Here is a 16,383-nt window from a genome sequence, read left to right on the forward strand (position 1 = left end):
TTACGGAGAAAAATAGTAGGCGAATTAAGAACCGCTAGAATGCACGAAAATAGGGTAGAATGCCTCAAAACCATTGCATTAAGAAGAGAGAAAGCAGATGTACCGAAAGCAACAGTACTCAATTGAAACACCAGAAAACTTGAAAAATCTGTTCGGCGGGCAGTTAGACGAAGAAAATCGTTGGATAGAAATGTCAAAAATGATTCCCTGGGAAGAATATGAGGAAGAATATGCAAAAAACTTCACAGAAAAAAAAGGAGCCCCAGCCAAATCATTTAGAATGGCATTAGGAGCATTAATTATCAAAGAAATTTCAGGAAAAAGTGACAGAGAAACAGTAGAACAAATAAAAGAGAACCCTTATTTACAGTACTTTATAGGAATGGAAAGCTATAGTAGCAAAGAAGCATTTAGTGCGTCAATGATGGTTCATTTTCGTAAAAAAATAGGAATGGAATTAATAAATAAAATTAATAAAGAAATAGAAAAAAAAGCGACGGGTGTAGCGTCAGAAAAAAAAGAAAATGAAGGAAAGTTATTGTTAGATGCGACTTGTACACCAGCAGATATAAAATATCCAACGGATATAGGAATATTGAATGATGCCAGAGAAAAAACAGAAAAAATAATAGATAAGCTGTATGAAGAAATAAAAGAGAAAAGGAAAGAAAAGCCGAGGACTTATAGGGAAGTGGCAAGAAAAGAGTACTTAGCCATAGCAAAAAAACGTCGTGTGTCAAAAAAAGAAAGAAGAAAAGGAACAAAAAAACAACTAGGATATATAAAAAGAAACTTGTCTGATATAGAAAAAATGATAGAAGAGGGAGCAAAGTTAGAAAAACTAACGAAAAAAGAGCAAGAAGAGCTTGTAACGATAGGAAAAGTGTATGAGCAACAGTTAGAAATGTATGAAAAAAAGACAAATAAAGTAGAAAACAGAATTGTGAGTGTAAGCCAACCTCACGTGCGTCCAATAGTGCGTGGAAAAGCGGGAAAAGCAGTAGAGTTTGGAGCTAAAATATCGGCAAGTAATGTGAATGGCTTTGTCTTCTTAGACAAATTAAGTTGGGATAATTACAACGAATCGGGAGATTTACAAGCGCGAATAGAAGAATATAAAAGGGAAACAGGATGTTATCCGGAATCGGTTCATGTGGATAAAATCTATCGAACAAAAGCGAATCGAGCTTATTGTAAAGAAAGGGATATAAGAATGAGTGGTCCCCGATTGGGAAGACCGCCGAAAGAGGTGAGCAAAGAAAAAAAGAAAGAGGCACGCTCAGATGAAAGAGTGCGTAATGCCATTGAGGGTAAATTCGGACAGGGAAAGAGGAAATTTAGTCTTGGTCGAGTGATGGCCAAACTACCTGAGACCTCGGAAACGGTAATTGCGATGAACTTTTTGGTAATGAATCTTTCTACTCTACTTCAGAAGACAAAAAGTAAAAAGTTGTAGAGTCGTTTTTCTTGTGAAAAATGGTGTTAATTTTCCTCTCTTTTGTGAGGAGTGATTTGTGTTGACCTTTTTAGACAGAAAGGAACAATAGATTAAACAAAATCTGTATTTTGATTTGTTTCCATAAGGATAAGTTATCTATGCTTTTTCAGTCCATACTTCCCTAACCCACATTTCTTTCGTTTTTTGACTTTTTCAGCAAGCCCTAATTATAAATCCCTATTAACAAGTAAGATTCGCAATAAATTCTTCTTTGACACCCTATTTCTCTGTTAATTCAAGAAAAAGAAACTAAATTTTATTATTGGCGATTCTAACCTGATTTCTTCGCAATACTTTATGATTGCTTTTTCCTTGACAATAAATAAGCCTAATAATTCAAAATCACTCAAAAACTTAATTACTTACCTCAATCAATAATAAAGCTGAATGACTACATTTCTTGACAAAGAAAGCGGTATATAGCTAGGCAGTGTTTTGTGATATGATTTATGTGCCGAAATGTTTTCTTGCCAGAAGATAGGCTCAAACAATTTTCTTGTTTTAATTGGGTTTTAATTGGGTGAATTATGCTGAAATTTCTTGTCAAAGGCTTGATTGTCTCTGTTTTTTGCGCTGTGATAGCTCCTTTAAGTCCTCTCCAGGCACAAACCTTAACTCGTCCTCTTCGTACTATCTATAAAACCCAGGCATTAGATGGTTGGTTAGGCGATCCAATCAACAAAGAATCTTCTCAAGCGTCTCAAGTAACCAGTGTGTCGGAATTGCGCGATGTTTCTCCCCAGGATTGGGCCTACGAAGCTTTGAAAAGTTTAGTAGAACGCTATGGTTGCATTGTCGGTTATCCTGATCGCACCTTTCGAGGCGATCGGTCTTTAAGTCGTTGGGAATTTGCGGCAGGCTTAAACGCCTGCATGAATACGATTGAAAGACTTTTACAGGAAAATGTTGCTGTTTTGCGAGAAGACTTGGATAAACTCAAGGCTTTGGCTCAAAATTTTGAAACGGAACTCAACGCTTTGGGGACAAAGATTGATAACCTAGAAGCTCGTACTGCTTATCTAGAAGATCATGCTTTCTCAACGACGACCAAATTAAATGGAGTAACGGTTTTAGGCCTAGTGGGAGTGGCCGCTGGTGAGAAAGATCAGGGGCAGGAAACTATTTCTAAAAATCCGACCCTAGGCTATCGCAACCGTCTAGAATTAAGTACTAGCTTTACGGGCGAAGATCTGCTGTTTACTCGTTTATCGACGGGAAACCAAACAGATTTATTCGACGAGACTGGAACATTTCAGAGTTCTTTAGGTTTTGCCCAATCTCAGAATAACGAAGTCGGAATAGAAAAAACTTTTTATACTTTTCCCGCAACGGAGAATATTACCCTCGGAATATATGGTACGGGGGGAGCTTTTGATGATTTTAACCGTATTTTGAATGTTCTAGATGGTGATGGTAATTCGGGATCTATTTCACTGTTTGGAACCCGTAGCTCAATTTATTATGGAGGAGAGGGGGCTGGTCTGGGGATGCAAAGTCAATGGGGAGATTTCTCTTTCAGTGGCGGTTATTTAGCTCCTGATGCCAACAATCCTAGTCAAGGCAAAGGTGTATTTAATGGGGCCTATGCGGCGATCGCTCAAGTTGGCTACGTTTCTCCCGATCAGAAAAATACAGGAGTAATGTTAACTTACCGTCATGGTTATAATACCCTGGATACTGAAGTGGGTAGTCAACGGTCTAATTTTCAATTTTTTGTTGAAGATCAATTAGGACAATCCGTTCCCATTGTCAGTAATTCCTACGGCTTGGAATTTAGCTTAGGTCTAGCGGATCGGTTTGTACTAGCTGGCTGGGGAGGTTATACTAGGGCTTTAACGCTGAGTAGTTTAGAAGGTCAGCTTAATCAAGGCAGCTTGGACATTTGGGACTGGGCCGTTACTCTAGCCTTTCCTGATGCTTTTCAGGAGGGTAACTTAGGGGGAATTGTGTTAGGAATGCAGCCTTGGGTAACAAGTTCTAATGTCATTTTAAACACAGCCAACGGCCCTGTGAGTGCGGCTGATCGTAATAATTCCTTCTATATTGAAGCTTTTTATCAATATGCTGTGAATGATAATATTCAAATTACGCCTGGCATTATGATCATTACTGCCCCAGATAACGATACGCGCAATTCATCCTTGGTTATTGGCACAATTCGCACAACTTTTACCTTTTAGTCAACATTCTGTTGATATTTCCTACCTGTAAATAGGGCTTGCTGAAAAAGTCAAAAAACGAAAGAAATGTGGGTTAGGGAAGTATGGACTGAAAAAGCATAGATAACTTATCCTTATGGAAACAAATCAAAATACAGATTTTGTTTAATCTATTGTTCCTTTCTGTCTAAAAAGGTCAACACAAATCACTCCTCACAAAAGAGAGGAAAATTAACACCATTTTTCACAAGAAAAACGACTCTACAACTTTTTACTTTTTGTCTTCTGAAGTAGAGTAGAAAGATTCATTACCAAAAAGTTCATCGCAATTACCGTTTCCGAGGTCTCAGGTAGTTTGGCCATCACTCGACCAAGACTAAATTTCCTCTTTCCCTGTCCGAATTTACCCTCAATGGCATTACGCACTCTTTCATCTGAGCGTGCCTCTTTCTTTTTTTCTTTGCTCACCTCTTTCGGCGGTCTTCCCAATCGGGGACCACTCATTCTTATATCCCTTTCTTTACAATAAGCTCGATTCGCTTTTGTTCGATAGATTTTATCCACATGAACCGATTCCGGATAACATCCTGTTTCCCTTTTATATTCTTCTATTCGCGCTTGTAAATCTCCCGATTCGTTGTAATTATCCCAACTTAATTTGTCTAAGAAGACAAAGCCATTCACATTACTTGCCGATATTTTAGCTCCAAACTCTACTGCTTTTCCCGCTTTTCCACGCACTATTGGACGCACGTGAGGTTGGCTTACACTCACAATTCTGTTTTCTACTTTATTTGTCTTTTTTTCATACATTTCTAACTGTTGCTCATACACTTTTCCTATCGTTACAAGCTCTTCTTGCTCTTTTTTCGTTAGTTTTTCTAACTTTGCTCCCTCTTCTATCATTTTTTCTATATGAGACAAGTTTCTTTTTATATATCCTAGTTGTTTTTTTGTTCCTTTTCTTCTTTCTTTTTTTGACACACGACGTTTTTTTGCTATGGCTAAGTACTCTTTTCTTGCCACTTCCCTATAAGTCCTCGGCTTTTCTTTCCTTTTCTCTTTTATTTCTTCATACAGCTTATCTATTATTTTTTCTGTTTTTTCTCTTGCATCATTCAATATTCCTATATCCGTTGGATATTTTATATCTGCTGGTGTACAAGTCGCATCTAACAATAACTTTCCTTCATTTTCTTTTTTTTCTGACGCTACACCCGTCGCTTTTTTTTCTATTTCTTTATTAATTTTATTTATTAATTCCATTCCTATTTTTTTACGAAAATGAACCATCATTGACGCATTAAATGCTTCTTTGCTACTATAGCTTTCCATTCCTATAAAGTACTGTAAATAAGGGTTCTCTTTTATTTGTTCTACTGTTTCTCTGTCACTTTTTCCTGAAATTTCTTTGATAATTAATGCTCCTAATGCCATTCTAAATGATTTGGCTGGGGCTCCTTTTTTTTCTGTGAAGTTTTTTGCATATTCTTCCTCATATTCTTCCCAGGGAATCATTTTTGACATTTCTATCCAACGATTTTCTTCGTCTAACTGCCCGCCGAACAGATTTTTCAAGTTTTCTGGTGTTTCAATTGAGTACTGTTGCTTTCGGTACATCTGCTTTCTCTCTTCTTAATGCAATGGTTTTGAGGCATTCTACCCTATTTTCGTGCATTCTAGCGGTTCTTAATTCGCCTACTATTTTTCTCCGTAAAGGTCTCAGCTTTTTTCAGCAAGCCCTAAATAATTCGTTGATAGATTATCCTGTGAAACGGTACGATAGGGCTTTCGAGCTCGCGTCAGATGTAATCAACGAAAACTTTACAGCAAGGAATTTTTGCTGGGTGCAGAGAAATGGGCAAAGTTGACGAGCATCTGTATGATTCAATCGGAGAGACGCTTAAAGGACAAAACAGAGTACGAGACCCGCTACTATATCAGTAGCCTACCGAGTAATGCTCAAAAGTTATGCCAATCTGTTCGCAGTCATTGGTTGATAGAGAACTCTTTACACTGGGTTCTAGACTTGGCTTTCAATGAGGATGCTTGTCGCATTCGCAAGGATTTCGCGCCTGAGAATTTAGCCGTCTTACGTCATATCGCTCTTAACTTGCTCACAAGGGAAAATACCCTGAAACTTGGTATCAAGAATAAACGGCTACGCGCTGGTTGGGACGAGGACTATCTCCTTAAGATTTTACTCGGATAAGATGCTTTTGCCCTGTGACACGCTCTAGGAATTGAGACAAAAAAAGGAAGCTTGGCGGTGCTTCCCTAATCTTTGGTGAATGTGCTGAATCCCTGATGAGAAAAAATTATTTATTCGGCTGGGGAGTCAGTCGTAGGTAGGGTTTAATTTCCTTGACACCTTTGGGGAATTTAGTCCGCGCTTCCTCGGTGGGGATGGAAGGTACAACTACACAATCATCGCCATCTTGCCAGTTAGCCGGCGTAGCGACCTGGTGATAGTCGGTCAATTGCAGAGAATCGATAACCCGTAAAATTTCGGCAAAGTTGCGTCCAGTACTGGCAGGATAGGTAAAGGTTAAGCGCAGTTTTTTATGGGGATCAATGATAAAAACTGATCGCACAGTCAGATTATTTAAGGAGTTAGGGTGAATCATTCCATAAAAACCAGAAACTAGGCGATCGCTGTCCGCCAAAAGGGGATAATTAACCGTTGTATTTTGAGTTTCGTTAATATCGCCAATCCAACCTTTATGGGAGTCCACATCATCCACACTCAGGGCAATTACCTTAACATTCCGCTTGTCAAATTCTGGTTTTAGGCTGGCCACTGTTCCCAGTTCGGTTGTGCAAACTGGCGTAAAATCGGCGGGGTGGGAGAATAATACTACCCAGCTATCTCCAGCCCATTCATGGAAGGAAATAGTCCCTTCGCTGGATTCCTGGGTAAAATCGGGAACAATATCACCTAATTGCAGTACCATAATACTTTTTCCTAGAACACTTAAGACATGATCCTAAAGGACTTGAGATTATTGTGCCACAGAAAATCCCCTTTTCCTAGAGACTTCATGGAATTTTACTGAAAACAGCAGCATTCGTTCTCTGGTCAAGCGTCCCCGAAAACTCTACAATACAATGTATAGCGTTTTAAGCAAGGATGAAATCATAAGAATGCTTATACAGCAAAGCTTTGAGAGCTACTTTCATACCTCACTAAGGTGAAAACCGCTATAACTCTCTTGTGTTACTTTAGGAAATGATTTTAAATCTCAAATCCTACAACCCTTGTTCAACAAGAATTCTGTCGTTATTTCTGAGGATAAAATAGAATGTGTGTTTTCTCCTAACTTAATAGCTCAAAAGTCTTGCTATGGAAGAACTTCAGTCTTTGAGGTCTGAAAATGCCTTCCTAGACTAACAGAAGAGAGATAATTTGTTTTAGCCCTGTCTGTGGTCTGTGCTGGGTGGTTGATTCCCCATCTCTATAAAATTTTGTGTGTTCCATTAGGAGAACTATTCATGAAAATTCTGTCCCGTCTTTTTATTCTATTAACCCTTTTAGTAGGTTGTCTTGGTTTTCTGGGCCAGGCACCAGCCCAGGCTTTTAATTTGCCGACTTCTGCAACTGTATTAGCGGATGTTCGCGTTAATGCGGTAGATGCAAAGTTATCCACTGAATTTGGCAAGAAAATTGATTTAAATAACAGTGATATTCGGGATTTTCGTAGTTTACGCGGTTTTTACCCGAATTTGGCCAGCAAAATCATCAAAAATGCTCCCTATGAAAAGGTAGATGAGGTTTTAGATCTTCCTGGTTTAAGTGAAAAGCAAAAATCTCGTTTACAGGCTAATTTAGATAAATTTACTGTGACAGCAACTTCCTCGGAATTAACAGAAGGGGATGATCGTATTAATCCTGGTGTTTACTAAAGTTGATTATTGGGACTACTTGGGTTATCTTGGGCGGTTCTCATTGTCCAAACTTTAGATAAAATCTTTAAATTTTGTCCTTTAGAATTCACTCCTAACCCTAGGGGTGTTTTTTTGTGATTAGAGTCAACTGCGATCGCCTTTTTATTATTCTCCAAACCACTCATCTCTTGTCACTCCTGCTTGACGTAAAATTCGCTAGTAACAGGAATGCTTAATCCTAAACTCAGGCGTAAAGCAGCAATTCTCAGTTTTAGACACAGCAAGCCTTTAAGCCCACATTTCGTACTAAAAAACAAGACAAAGAGGTAGTGTTCTGAATCTGTGGATAGATAGCTTTCTAATGGGCAAAGTGACTACGATTCAGAGGATCGATCCACAGGTTTATAACATCATCTGCTTTCCTATCCCAAGCCGCGATCGCACTTTTATCAACTAACCTACATTTGCTTGATCGCAATTTCAAAAGCCAAAACGATCGCAATTTTAAAATTTAATCAACCAGATAACGGCTATCACCCTTTGCTTTCCTATCCCAAGCCGCGATCGCACTTTTATCAACTAACCTACATTTGCTTGATCGCGCTTTCAAAAGCTAACGTGATCGCATTTTTAAACCTTAATCAACAATGTGAAAGCGATCGCACTAAAAAATGTTCCATTAAAGCTTCATCTGACATCGTAGTATGATTTTTCTCAGACATTAAATTACCTCCAAAAAGAATCATTAGGCAACTTGTAAGGTTTTCGGTACAGGAATCGTTTTACCTTCGGCTTCCCATGCTTCTAGATACATTTCAATGACTTCTTCTCCATTACGAATCGCTTCTTCACGAGTTTTTCCATGCGTACAAGGCATAATAACTTGTTCAGAAAATTCAGGAATTGTAACCAAGAATAACTGATCTTCTTCTGACCATTGAATAAGCAGACTATACTGATTCATGAGTCTTCATTCTCCTTTGATTGTTGCAATTCAACAAGTATTTTAGTGAGTTGTTTTTCTAAATAAATGGGAACATCATCGCCATCTTTGCCAGGAATTGTTAAGTTTTTTTTGATTAAAGGATGTTGCCAACGTTCATGACTGCCTTTTCCTCTTTTGGGTAAATAAATAAATCCTTCACGGGCAATTTGTGCTTTAAACTCTCGAATTTTCCTCGGCATGGATGATTTTTATATTTTACTCTTTTCATTTTATCCCAAATTATAACAAATAAGGTAAGCTACTTTTCGTTATCGCATCTTACAAGAGTAGCGATCACACTTATTATACTGTGATCGCACTTTCAACAGCCTAAAATGATCGCACTTTCAATAGTCAACGAAGCGGTTTTAAAGTTTAATCAACAAGATAACGGCGATCGCACTCCTCATATAGCACCACAATAGGTTACACTCATATTATGATTACTGGAAATAGCCCCAGTCTGATGACTAAAATAAACAGGTTGGCCAACGTGTTCATAAGCATCTTTAGAAAAGATAGATTTCAAAATAGGTAGCATCTCTCTAAGTACAGGACAAAAAATGTAGGGAGTCGAGAAAAAGAGAAAAATTGGGTAGAGAAGGATTAAGAACAAGATGACGAAGATGGTCAAAACCAAGACGAAAAAGACTCTGCGCGAGGCGACCATGTTTCTTGAGGGGAATGGGATGAAGATGATGAATTGCTAGACCAGTTTTGAGAGACCAAGCCAAAGCTAAAGTCAGTAAAGCCAAAAGCTTACGAAGACGCTTGGGGTCAGTAAAGTGAGTAGATTCCAAGCAAAAGCCACGAGTCTTAAAGATGCCAAAAAGGGTTTCAATGCCCCAACGCAGGGCATAATCGTGAATAAGACCTTGGGAATCGGGATGTCCAATGACGATGAGTAGAGAATTATCAGGCAAGCGAAGAGCCTCTACAGAAACAGGATATCCCCAAACCCGACAACTCCCTTGAAGACGTTGAGATTCACCAATAGCAAGATGGGCAAAAATGACTTTGGCGGCCAAAAGCTTGCCATTGTGCTCAATCTTGTCCGTAGCCCGAATTCTCAGACAGAAAGCCAGTAGCGGTTCGAGCAGAAGATAGCGAAGCCAAGCCTGACCAATAAACTCACGGTCGCCACATAAACAACGAATCAGGGCGGTGGGAAAAATCTTGAGCATCTCCTCGATAAAACGCATTCGTTCATCACTGTTAGAATTGCCCTTTTTCTTGCTAAGCATCCACCACAAGATGGGAATGGCTACTCCTTCATGGACAATGCCGACAGTGAGGATATTATAACCATGACTGCCAAACTCCCAGGTTGTGCGGTCAATACTTAATACCCAAGGTTGAGGGATATCCAGCCAACTGACTACAATACGGGCAATGTGATGGTAATCCAGCTCAAATCCTGAGAAAAAGCGTTGTAAGCGTTTGTAATGAGAATCCACCAATGCCCGACCTTCAAAACCCAGGGCCAATTCTTTAAGGTTAACCGTTTTCACTTTGAGGAGGGCGAGTAAGAACAAGGCTAGGAAGGAGAGTCTGGCACCATGCCATCCCAAATGGGGTTTTAGGGCTTGTTTCAATGCGTTATATTGGCTCATGGGTTTTCTTACATTACGTTCATCTTCCATGAAACCCCTTTCTCGTATACTTTTCAAGCCTTTTGTCCTGTACTTAGAGCATCTCTATAATTCCTGTTAGAAAATCATTAGGATCTTTCTCTTTTTTCATTTCAGGTCCTGTCAACTCAGTAATAGTTCCTGTCGGTAAGCCATTCACCAAATCCTCACAGTTAGCAATCCGAAAAGCCTGAGCATAGACTACTTTTTCTGAAAACCGTTGAGCAAATTTTAGATTGCCAACTCGTGGAAAAGCAAAAGCATATAGAGTGGGTGAAAAATTATTTTCTGCAATGTGAAGGGTTGAGAGAGTTGCGAGTGCCGCACCTAAACTATGTCCTGTTACATATATTTTCTTCTTTTGTCCGTCACCTTCTTTAGCTAATTTATTGAGGAAATTCTGAATGGTATCATTGATTGATAAATCATCTCCATCAGCCTTAGATTTATAAATATCGTTAAAGCCTTCACTGATTTTTACTCTGTCGTTGTCTTGTCCTTTGATTTCAAAGCATGGGGGAACGAGTTTAAATTTAGCATCCTTAAGCCACTCAAATGGTGATATTGTTCCTCGCAAAACAACAAAGTATGTTTTCTCATTAGTTTGTTCAGACTCCTGCTCAAGAATGAAGCCAAAATTATGAGCTTTGTCAATTTCCTTGGCTTTTAATATTTTGATGACCTTGTATTTGTAGAAATCAGTTTTATTGCTGTTTTCTGATGAGTTAATCCAGTATTGAGTAATGGGATTGACGATCATCTCAGCTTTACGGGTCAAGATTGTATCGCCTTCTTTCAAGTACAATGCTTGCTTTTGGCTATTATCATAATCGTTGTAGGCTATTCGCACCAGATTCCCCAGTTCCATTGCTCTGTAGCGATCAAATCCTTCGGGGATTGTCATCTTATGTACAGGGAGATTGATATACTTTTCACCAGGATTGTATAGATTGATTTCTGGCTTTTGCTCTGCTATAAGCTCAATAGCTTTTGTTAATTCTTCATTGTGATTCTTCAAAAAAAACTCTTCCAAAGAATAGCTTCCAAATATTATTCTGCCTTGGGAATCCGCTAAAAATAGGTGGTCTACTCCTTTTGGGTTTGTAAACATTTTAATTCGTGTTCTATCTTGTAATGTGCAGAGGAGTTTTGCTGTGTCAAAATCTTCAATATTTCCAATCGGCTTCATATGAGGCTCATTGACCAATGTTTCAATAATATTTCGGAATATTGGAGAAATACTAGCAATCTGAGCCTCAGAATTCCATTTTCTTAAATAATCAAGTGCTTTTTCAGAAAGTGCTTTTTCAGACATTTTTAGCTCCGTATATGATTTAGAACAGTTTCCTAATAATACTGTTAAAGAACTTACTCCAATGAATCCTCGGCTATATTTTAGTAAATGCCTTCTCGAAATTTTTAGTTTGTTTAAGTAGTGATCCATAAAAATACCTCATTGGAAGGAGAGAGAGTAGTGCGATCGCCGATCTTGTCGCTTTTTTTAAGGAACGCAATTAGGGGAAATGATAACCTCACTGTCGAGTTACCGTGTGCCGACTCAAGTGCGATCGCCGATTTTGTTAGGGACATGGTAACTTCGTTTTCGCCTAATTGTCAAGTTGCGGCGATCGCTTTCTCTGATGAAGTGCGATCACCTATCAATTTTTGAAACTTAAAAATAAGATCGCCGCTTTATATTTGGCAAAAATTAATTTTGAGGTGGAAATAAACCACACTCGAATAGTAATGTTTTTTCTAACTATCCTGCTTGATAAAATTATAAAGCTCATGGGCTAAGACTAATTTAGAACAGGGCGCGATCGCCGTTTGTTGACCAGCTTTCCCTAAAATAACCGCTTTATTAGTATCCGTGCCAAAGCCAGCAGCCGCTCGATCAATGGGATTAGCAACAATAAAATCTAACCCTTTACGGCTTAATTTTTCCCTAGCCGGTGTGATAATATCTCCGGTTTGGGCAGCAAAACCAATCACTAATTGATGAGGCTTTTTCCTTGCTGTCAACTGAGCCACTAAATCGGGAACAGGGGTTAAAGGCAAAGAGGCTGGTAACTGGCTTTTCGGTAATTTGGTGGTGGCACAATCGCTTGGTTTGACATCCGCAACGGCGGCGGCCATGATCAACCAATCACAGAGCGGAAACTCTAACTGTAAAGCCTTTTCCATCTGTTCAGCATTGACGATCGCTACTGTTTTTAACCGTGTCGATAAAGGTAGAATACCCGTTAAAGGGCCATGAACCAATGTCACCGTTGCTCCCCGATCCAAAGCGGCTTGAGTGAGAGCCAAACCCATTTTTCCAGTGGAAGGATTGCCTAAAAAACGAACCGGATCTAGATATTCTCGCGTTCCCCCCGCACTAATTAACAGATGTTTGCCGTTTAAATCCTGTTGTCCACCGGTACAAAGCCAAGATTCTAGCGTTTTTAAAATGGCCTGAGGTTCTGCCATACGGCCCTTGCCCCAGCGATCGCAGGCCAATAAACCCACGCCCGACTCTAGGAAATAATAACGAGGATCTTGACGCAGTAGTTGTTCATTGCGTTGGACTGCCCATTGCTCACCCATATCCGTATTCATAGCCGGAGCCAAAAGGATGGGACAACGGGAAGCCAAAACCGTATTGGTTAATAAATTATCTGCCAAACCATTGGCCAACTTGGCCAGGGTATTAGCCGTCAAAGGGGCAATTAACAATAACTCAGCCCATTCCCCCAACTCAATATGCAGTGGTCGAGAGTGAATTGGTTGCCAAAAATCTTGATCGGTATAGGCCTGGTGACGGCTGAGGGTGGCAACGGTAAGAGGCGTAATAAATTGCTGGGCAGTGGCGGTGAGAATAACTCGAACTTCGGCCCCGTTTTGAAATAGTTGGGAAATGACTTCACAAACCTTATAGGCTGCAATCCCGCCCCCAATACCGATTAAAATGCGACGTTGCTGAAAACCCATAACTTAGGCCCACTCAGGCTTCATCGTAGGTTTCAATATCAAGCAAATAGAGATAGGGACTGGCCAATTCCTGACGCTGAAAAGCGATCGCTCGCAACAAATGCCAATCCTGTAGGGCTTCAAAGGGGCTATTATAATCATCCGTCTCTAGTCGCTGGGCTAAGTTAGCCACTTCATCGCTCGTTAAAGTCGAAATTTCCTTATCATTCAGCATTAAGGCAGACATACTGACCTCCCTAGGATGATTTTGCCTCTCACCCTTTATCTTACAGCGATCGTTCTCTAAAAATGTTCTTCTTTTTACTTTTGACCCGTAAATGTCATCAAATGTCAGAGCAAACGCATCTAAATTCTAGACTCCTAGGACAGGGCAAACGCATCTTATCCGAGTAAGAGATAGCCATAAAATAAATGATCCGATAGAATAGCAAAAGACAGTTTTAACAAAAAGGTAAATTGTATGCTGAAAAAATCAGTAACGGAAATCAGTGAAGACCTAAAATCGCTGTACATCGAAACAGCCAAAAAACTAAAAGGTAGCGACAGGAGACAATTCATGGCACAGGTTGTACAAGGTTTGGGAATAGGGGGACAAACCTTCGCAGAACGCGAATTAGGGTGGAATAGACGAACAATCCGCAAAGGAACAGAAGAATTAACGAGTGGTCAAGCATTCATAGATGGTCGCAGCCGTAGTGGGCGCAAAAAAATAGAAACAAAATTACCGAATATCTTAGAAGATATAAAGTCGATAGTGGAGCCGAAAAGTCAAACAGACCGAAGTTTTAAAAGTACGCGATTATATACGAGAATAACAAGTGAAGAGGTGCGTAGGCAACTGATTGTACAATCAGGTTATCAAGAGGAAGAACTACCATCATCGGAAACAATCAGAAGAAAATTGAATGATTTGGGGTATAGCTTAAAAAGAGTATTAAAAAGCAAACCGAAAAAAAAGATAGCAGAAACGGAAGCTATTTTTGAACAAATCGAAAAAATCAACAGGGAAGCAGATGAAGGGAGTATCTCACCTTTGCAATAAGTAGGGTACTGGTATCGTGTGATCAAAGCTAGAAAAAGTTATGGTGTAAGAGTTTGAGAAAATAGAAAATAACTTACGACTGGACATATTCCCGTTTTTGTTATACTATTATTATTGTCATTATATTAAAGAAAGGGAAAACGGAAAGCAATGTCAACATTGAATAAAAGCTCAATTGACCTCCTAAGTGATATTGGCTTACCTCAAGAGAAAGAGGAAGCCTTATTTCAGAAAAACTGCCCTCATTGCTATAGTGAAAAAGTAAAAATACATTCTCATTACCAAACGAAAGGTAACGGGGAACGTAAAATGTTCATCTGTCAAGAATGTGGTTCTTGTTTTGCTGAGACTTATGGTAGCGTAATCGCTGGCTTAGAAACCCCATTAAGTGAAATTGTAAAAGTATTAAAAGCCAGAATGGAAGGAATAGGATTAAATGCAGCAGCCCGAGTATTCGGCTACGCAAAAACAACAATATTGAATTGGGAAAAGAAATTATCAGGATTACAAGAGACATTATTTTTATACGCCTTAGTGAATGAATTTGTTAAATTAGTAATAGAAGGGGATGAACTATACACAAAAGTTGGAAAAAATAAAGAAGCAAGTGCCTCTGAGGGGTGGACAATCGTGCTCATGGAAAGGGCTAGCCGCTTTATTTGGCATTTAAAATGTGGTAAAAAAGAGCAGAAATTATTTCTAGAAGCAATGATGACGGTAGCGGAATTATTTGAAAGGAGTGCAGAATCTCTCCAGTTATTTACAGATGGAGAAAAGCGATATAGTCAACTGCTATGGGTGCGACCTTTAGTTGATAAAAGCTGTTGTAATCAGGGTTCTACAGGGAACCCATATTGATCAAGTTTTGCCCAAAATTGACTCCATCGTTCCTTGGTCAATACCAAAGCTCGTAGGCTCAAAATAATTCCTGCTCCTTTTTCCTTCCATCGCATCCCTGAACAACATAATCGTTGTTTGACCAACGTCTTACAAGCTGCTTCCGTAACACCTGAACCAATCGGATACTTTTTCTCTATGTATTCAGCATAATCCATTTGATGCTGATGATTCTCGTAATAAGTAATCGCCGCTTGTAGTTTCTCGGTAAGATTCTTAGAATGACTTTTTTCTTCTTTGACTTCTTTCATCAGATTTAGCAGTTCTCCTGCTTTTCCTTTTTCATGCTTGAGTTCTCGACAATTTTCAGTCAACCATTCTTTTTGTTTTGACACGGTATTCGGATGCAACGCTTCTGCCAAGGCACCTAAGTAACCAGAGGCATGATAGAAATCTAATATCTGTTCTTCCGTTTGCTTTTCTAAAAACTTCCAATTTGATTCTGCCCCGTCTGCTATCCCGACCAATGTTGCCTCTGGATAACGGTTTTTCGCTCGCTCAATTTCTCTTTCTAATCTTTCTAGAAAACTCTTTTTTCCATACTCTGGTGCCGCACCTAGATAGATTGTAGGTTGACGTTCGCCTTCACTATCGTATAGGGAAACGGTTCCCACCATTGCTTCACGGTAGCCATCCTCACACATCAGCATACAGGTTCCATCTAATCCTATTCCCACTGTTGCAATTTGGCTATCCTCCTTGGGCGGGGCATAACTCCACGCTTCTTCTTTTGCCTGTACCACACTTCCTACTGCTTCACTCAATCTTTGGATATAGGATAGCGCTACTTTTCTACCATGATTTTCTAATAAATCATTTTTCACCTCTTTGCCTGCCATCCCTGACATTTTTGAGGATACCTGTTTTGCCAATAATGGCGTTGATGTTATGATTATCCTTGCTTCTCTTTCTAAGGGGCAATACGTTTTTCCTCAAAGGTGAACGCTGATATACATGACGATTCACTATAACCTCACCATAAGGTGTTTGATATTCTTTCGGTTGCTCTCCCTTACTCTTCCAGATTTCTTCACCGATTTTTAAGGGTGAACCATCTGTATCTAAATATTTCAAGGCTTCTTTGCTGGCGATGCAACCTACTTCGTTTAAGCCTTTTTGAATATTTATTTCTGTATCCAACATTGAACGACTGAGTTCTAATGTTAGTTCTATTTTTATCTTTGAACCCTCTACATTAATTAGTTTTGCTGTCATCATTGTTTCCTCTTTGTCACTTTTCATCCCATGTTAACACTTTTCTTTTCCTTCATCAACTAAAGGTCACACCCACTGCTATTTAATATTTGTCACGAAGT

Annotated in this window: 11 protein-coding genes and 4 pseudogenes; 6 read left to right on the top strand and 9 right to left on the bottom strand. The window is 39.3% G+C overall.

Annotated elements, in window-relative coordinates; genetic code table 11:
- The first annotated feature begins 97 nt into the window (after positions 1-97).
- Positions 98-1,435 (top strand): annotated as a pseudogene (locus tag KA717_38215) (IS5 family transposase).
- 590 nt (positions 1,436-2,025) lie between these two features.
- Entirely contained in the window at positions 2,026-3,678 is a 1,653-nt protein-coding gene (locus KA717_38220) for an iron uptake porin (GenBank protein ID UXE61163.1), read from the top strand.
- Between the two features lie 261 nt (positions 3,679-3,939).
- Here KA717_38220 and KA717_38225 read toward each other — a convergent pair.
- Positions 3,940-5,277: pseudogene (locus tag KA717_38225) on the bottom strand (IS5 family transposase).
- A gap of 235 nt (positions 5,278-5,512) precedes the next feature.
- On the opposite strand from KA717_38225, the pseudogene KA717_38230 reads away from it, so the two are divergent.
- Positions 5,513-5,869: pseudogene (locus KA717_38230) on the top strand (ISAs1 family transposase).
- Between the two features lie 106 nt (positions 5,870-5,975).
- Here the strand turns inward: KA717_38230 and KA717_38235 are convergent.
- Positions 5,976-6,611 (bottom strand): peroxiredoxin, encoded by a 636-nt coding sequence (locus tag KA717_38235; protein ID UXE61164.1) that lies wholly within the window; start codon positions 6,609-6,611, stop codon positions 5,976-5,978.
- Positions 6,612-7,149: 538 nt separating this feature from the next.
- Between KA717_38235 and psbU the strand changes: the two genes are divergently transcribed.
- Positions 7,150-7,560, top strand: a complete 411-nt coding sequence (gene psbU, locus KA717_38240) for a photosystem II complex extrinsic protein PsbU (protein UXE61165.1) — start codon at positions 7,150-7,152, stop codon at positions 7,558-7,560.
- 727 nt (positions 7,561-8,287) lie between these two features.
- On the opposite strand, the gene KA717_38245 is transcribed toward psbU, so the two are convergent.
- From KA717_38245 to KA717_38270, 6 genes are all read right to left on the bottom strand, one after another.
- Positions 8,288-8,455 carry a type II toxin-antitoxin system HicB family antitoxin gene (locus KA717_38245; GenBank protein UXE61166.1) on the bottom strand — a complete coding sequence of 56 codons (168 nt, stop codon included), beginning with the start codon at positions 8,453-8,455 and terminating at the stop codon, positions 8,288-8,290.
- Positions 8,456-8,502: 47 nt separating this feature from the next.
- Positions 8,503-8,727, bottom strand: coding sequence for a type II toxin-antitoxin system HicA family toxin (locus KA717_38250; protein ID UXE61167.1), 225 nt, complete (start codon positions 8,725-8,727; stop codon positions 8,503-8,505).
- A 345-nt stretch (positions 8,728-9,072) separates the two neighbouring features.
- Positions 9,073-10,140, bottom strand: a complete 1,068-nt coding sequence (locus tag KA717_38255) for an IS4 family transposase (GenBank protein ID UXE64915.1) — start codon at positions 10,138-10,140, stop codon at positions 9,073-9,075.
- Positions 10,141-10,213: 73 nt separating this feature from the next.
- Complete coding sequence (locus KA717_38260; protein ID UXE61168.1) at positions 10,214-11,473, bottom strand: lipase family protein; 1,260 nt, start codon at positions 11,471-11,473, stop codon at positions 10,214-10,216.
- 440 nt (positions 11,474-11,913) lie between these two features.
- Positions 11,914-13,128, bottom strand: coding sequence for a bifunctional phosphopantothenoylcysteine decarboxylase/phosphopantothenate--cysteine ligase CoaBC (gene coaBC, locus KA717_38265; GenBank protein ID UXE61169.1), 1,215 nt, complete (start codon positions 13,126-13,128; stop codon positions 11,914-11,916).
- Positions 13,129-13,141: 13 nt separating this feature from the next.
- On the bottom strand, positions 13,142-13,354 hold the full coding sequence (locus KA717_38270; protein UXE61170.1) for a DUF2555 domain-containing protein: 213 nt from the start codon (positions 13,352-13,354) through the stop codon (positions 13,142-13,144).
- A gap of 234 nt (positions 13,355-13,588) precedes the next feature.
- Between KA717_38270 and KA717_38275 the strand changes: the two genes are divergently transcribed.
- Entirely contained in the window at positions 13,589-14,170 is a 582-nt protein-coding gene (locus KA717_38275; GenBank protein ID UXE61171.1) for a hypothetical protein, read from the top strand.
- Between the two features lie 150 nt (positions 14,171-14,320).
- A complete protein-coding gene (locus tag KA717_38280) occupies positions 14,321-15,028 on the top strand; it encodes a hypothetical protein (GenBank protein UXE61172.1) in 708 nt (235 codons plus the stop codon).
- Here the strand turns inward: KA717_38280 and KA717_38285 are convergent.
- Positions 15,001-16,282 (bottom strand): annotated as a pseudogene (locus KA717_38285) (ISKra4 family transposase). The gene KA717_38280 and the pseudogene KA717_38285 overlap by 28 nt on opposite strands.
- Between the last annotated feature and the right edge of the window lie 101 nt (positions 16,283-16,383).

This window comes from Woronichinia naegeliana WA131, from assembly GCA_025370055.1.
GTDB lineage: Bacteria > Cyanobacteriota > Cyanobacteriia > Cyanobacteriales > Microcystaceae > Woronichinia > Woronichinia naegeliana.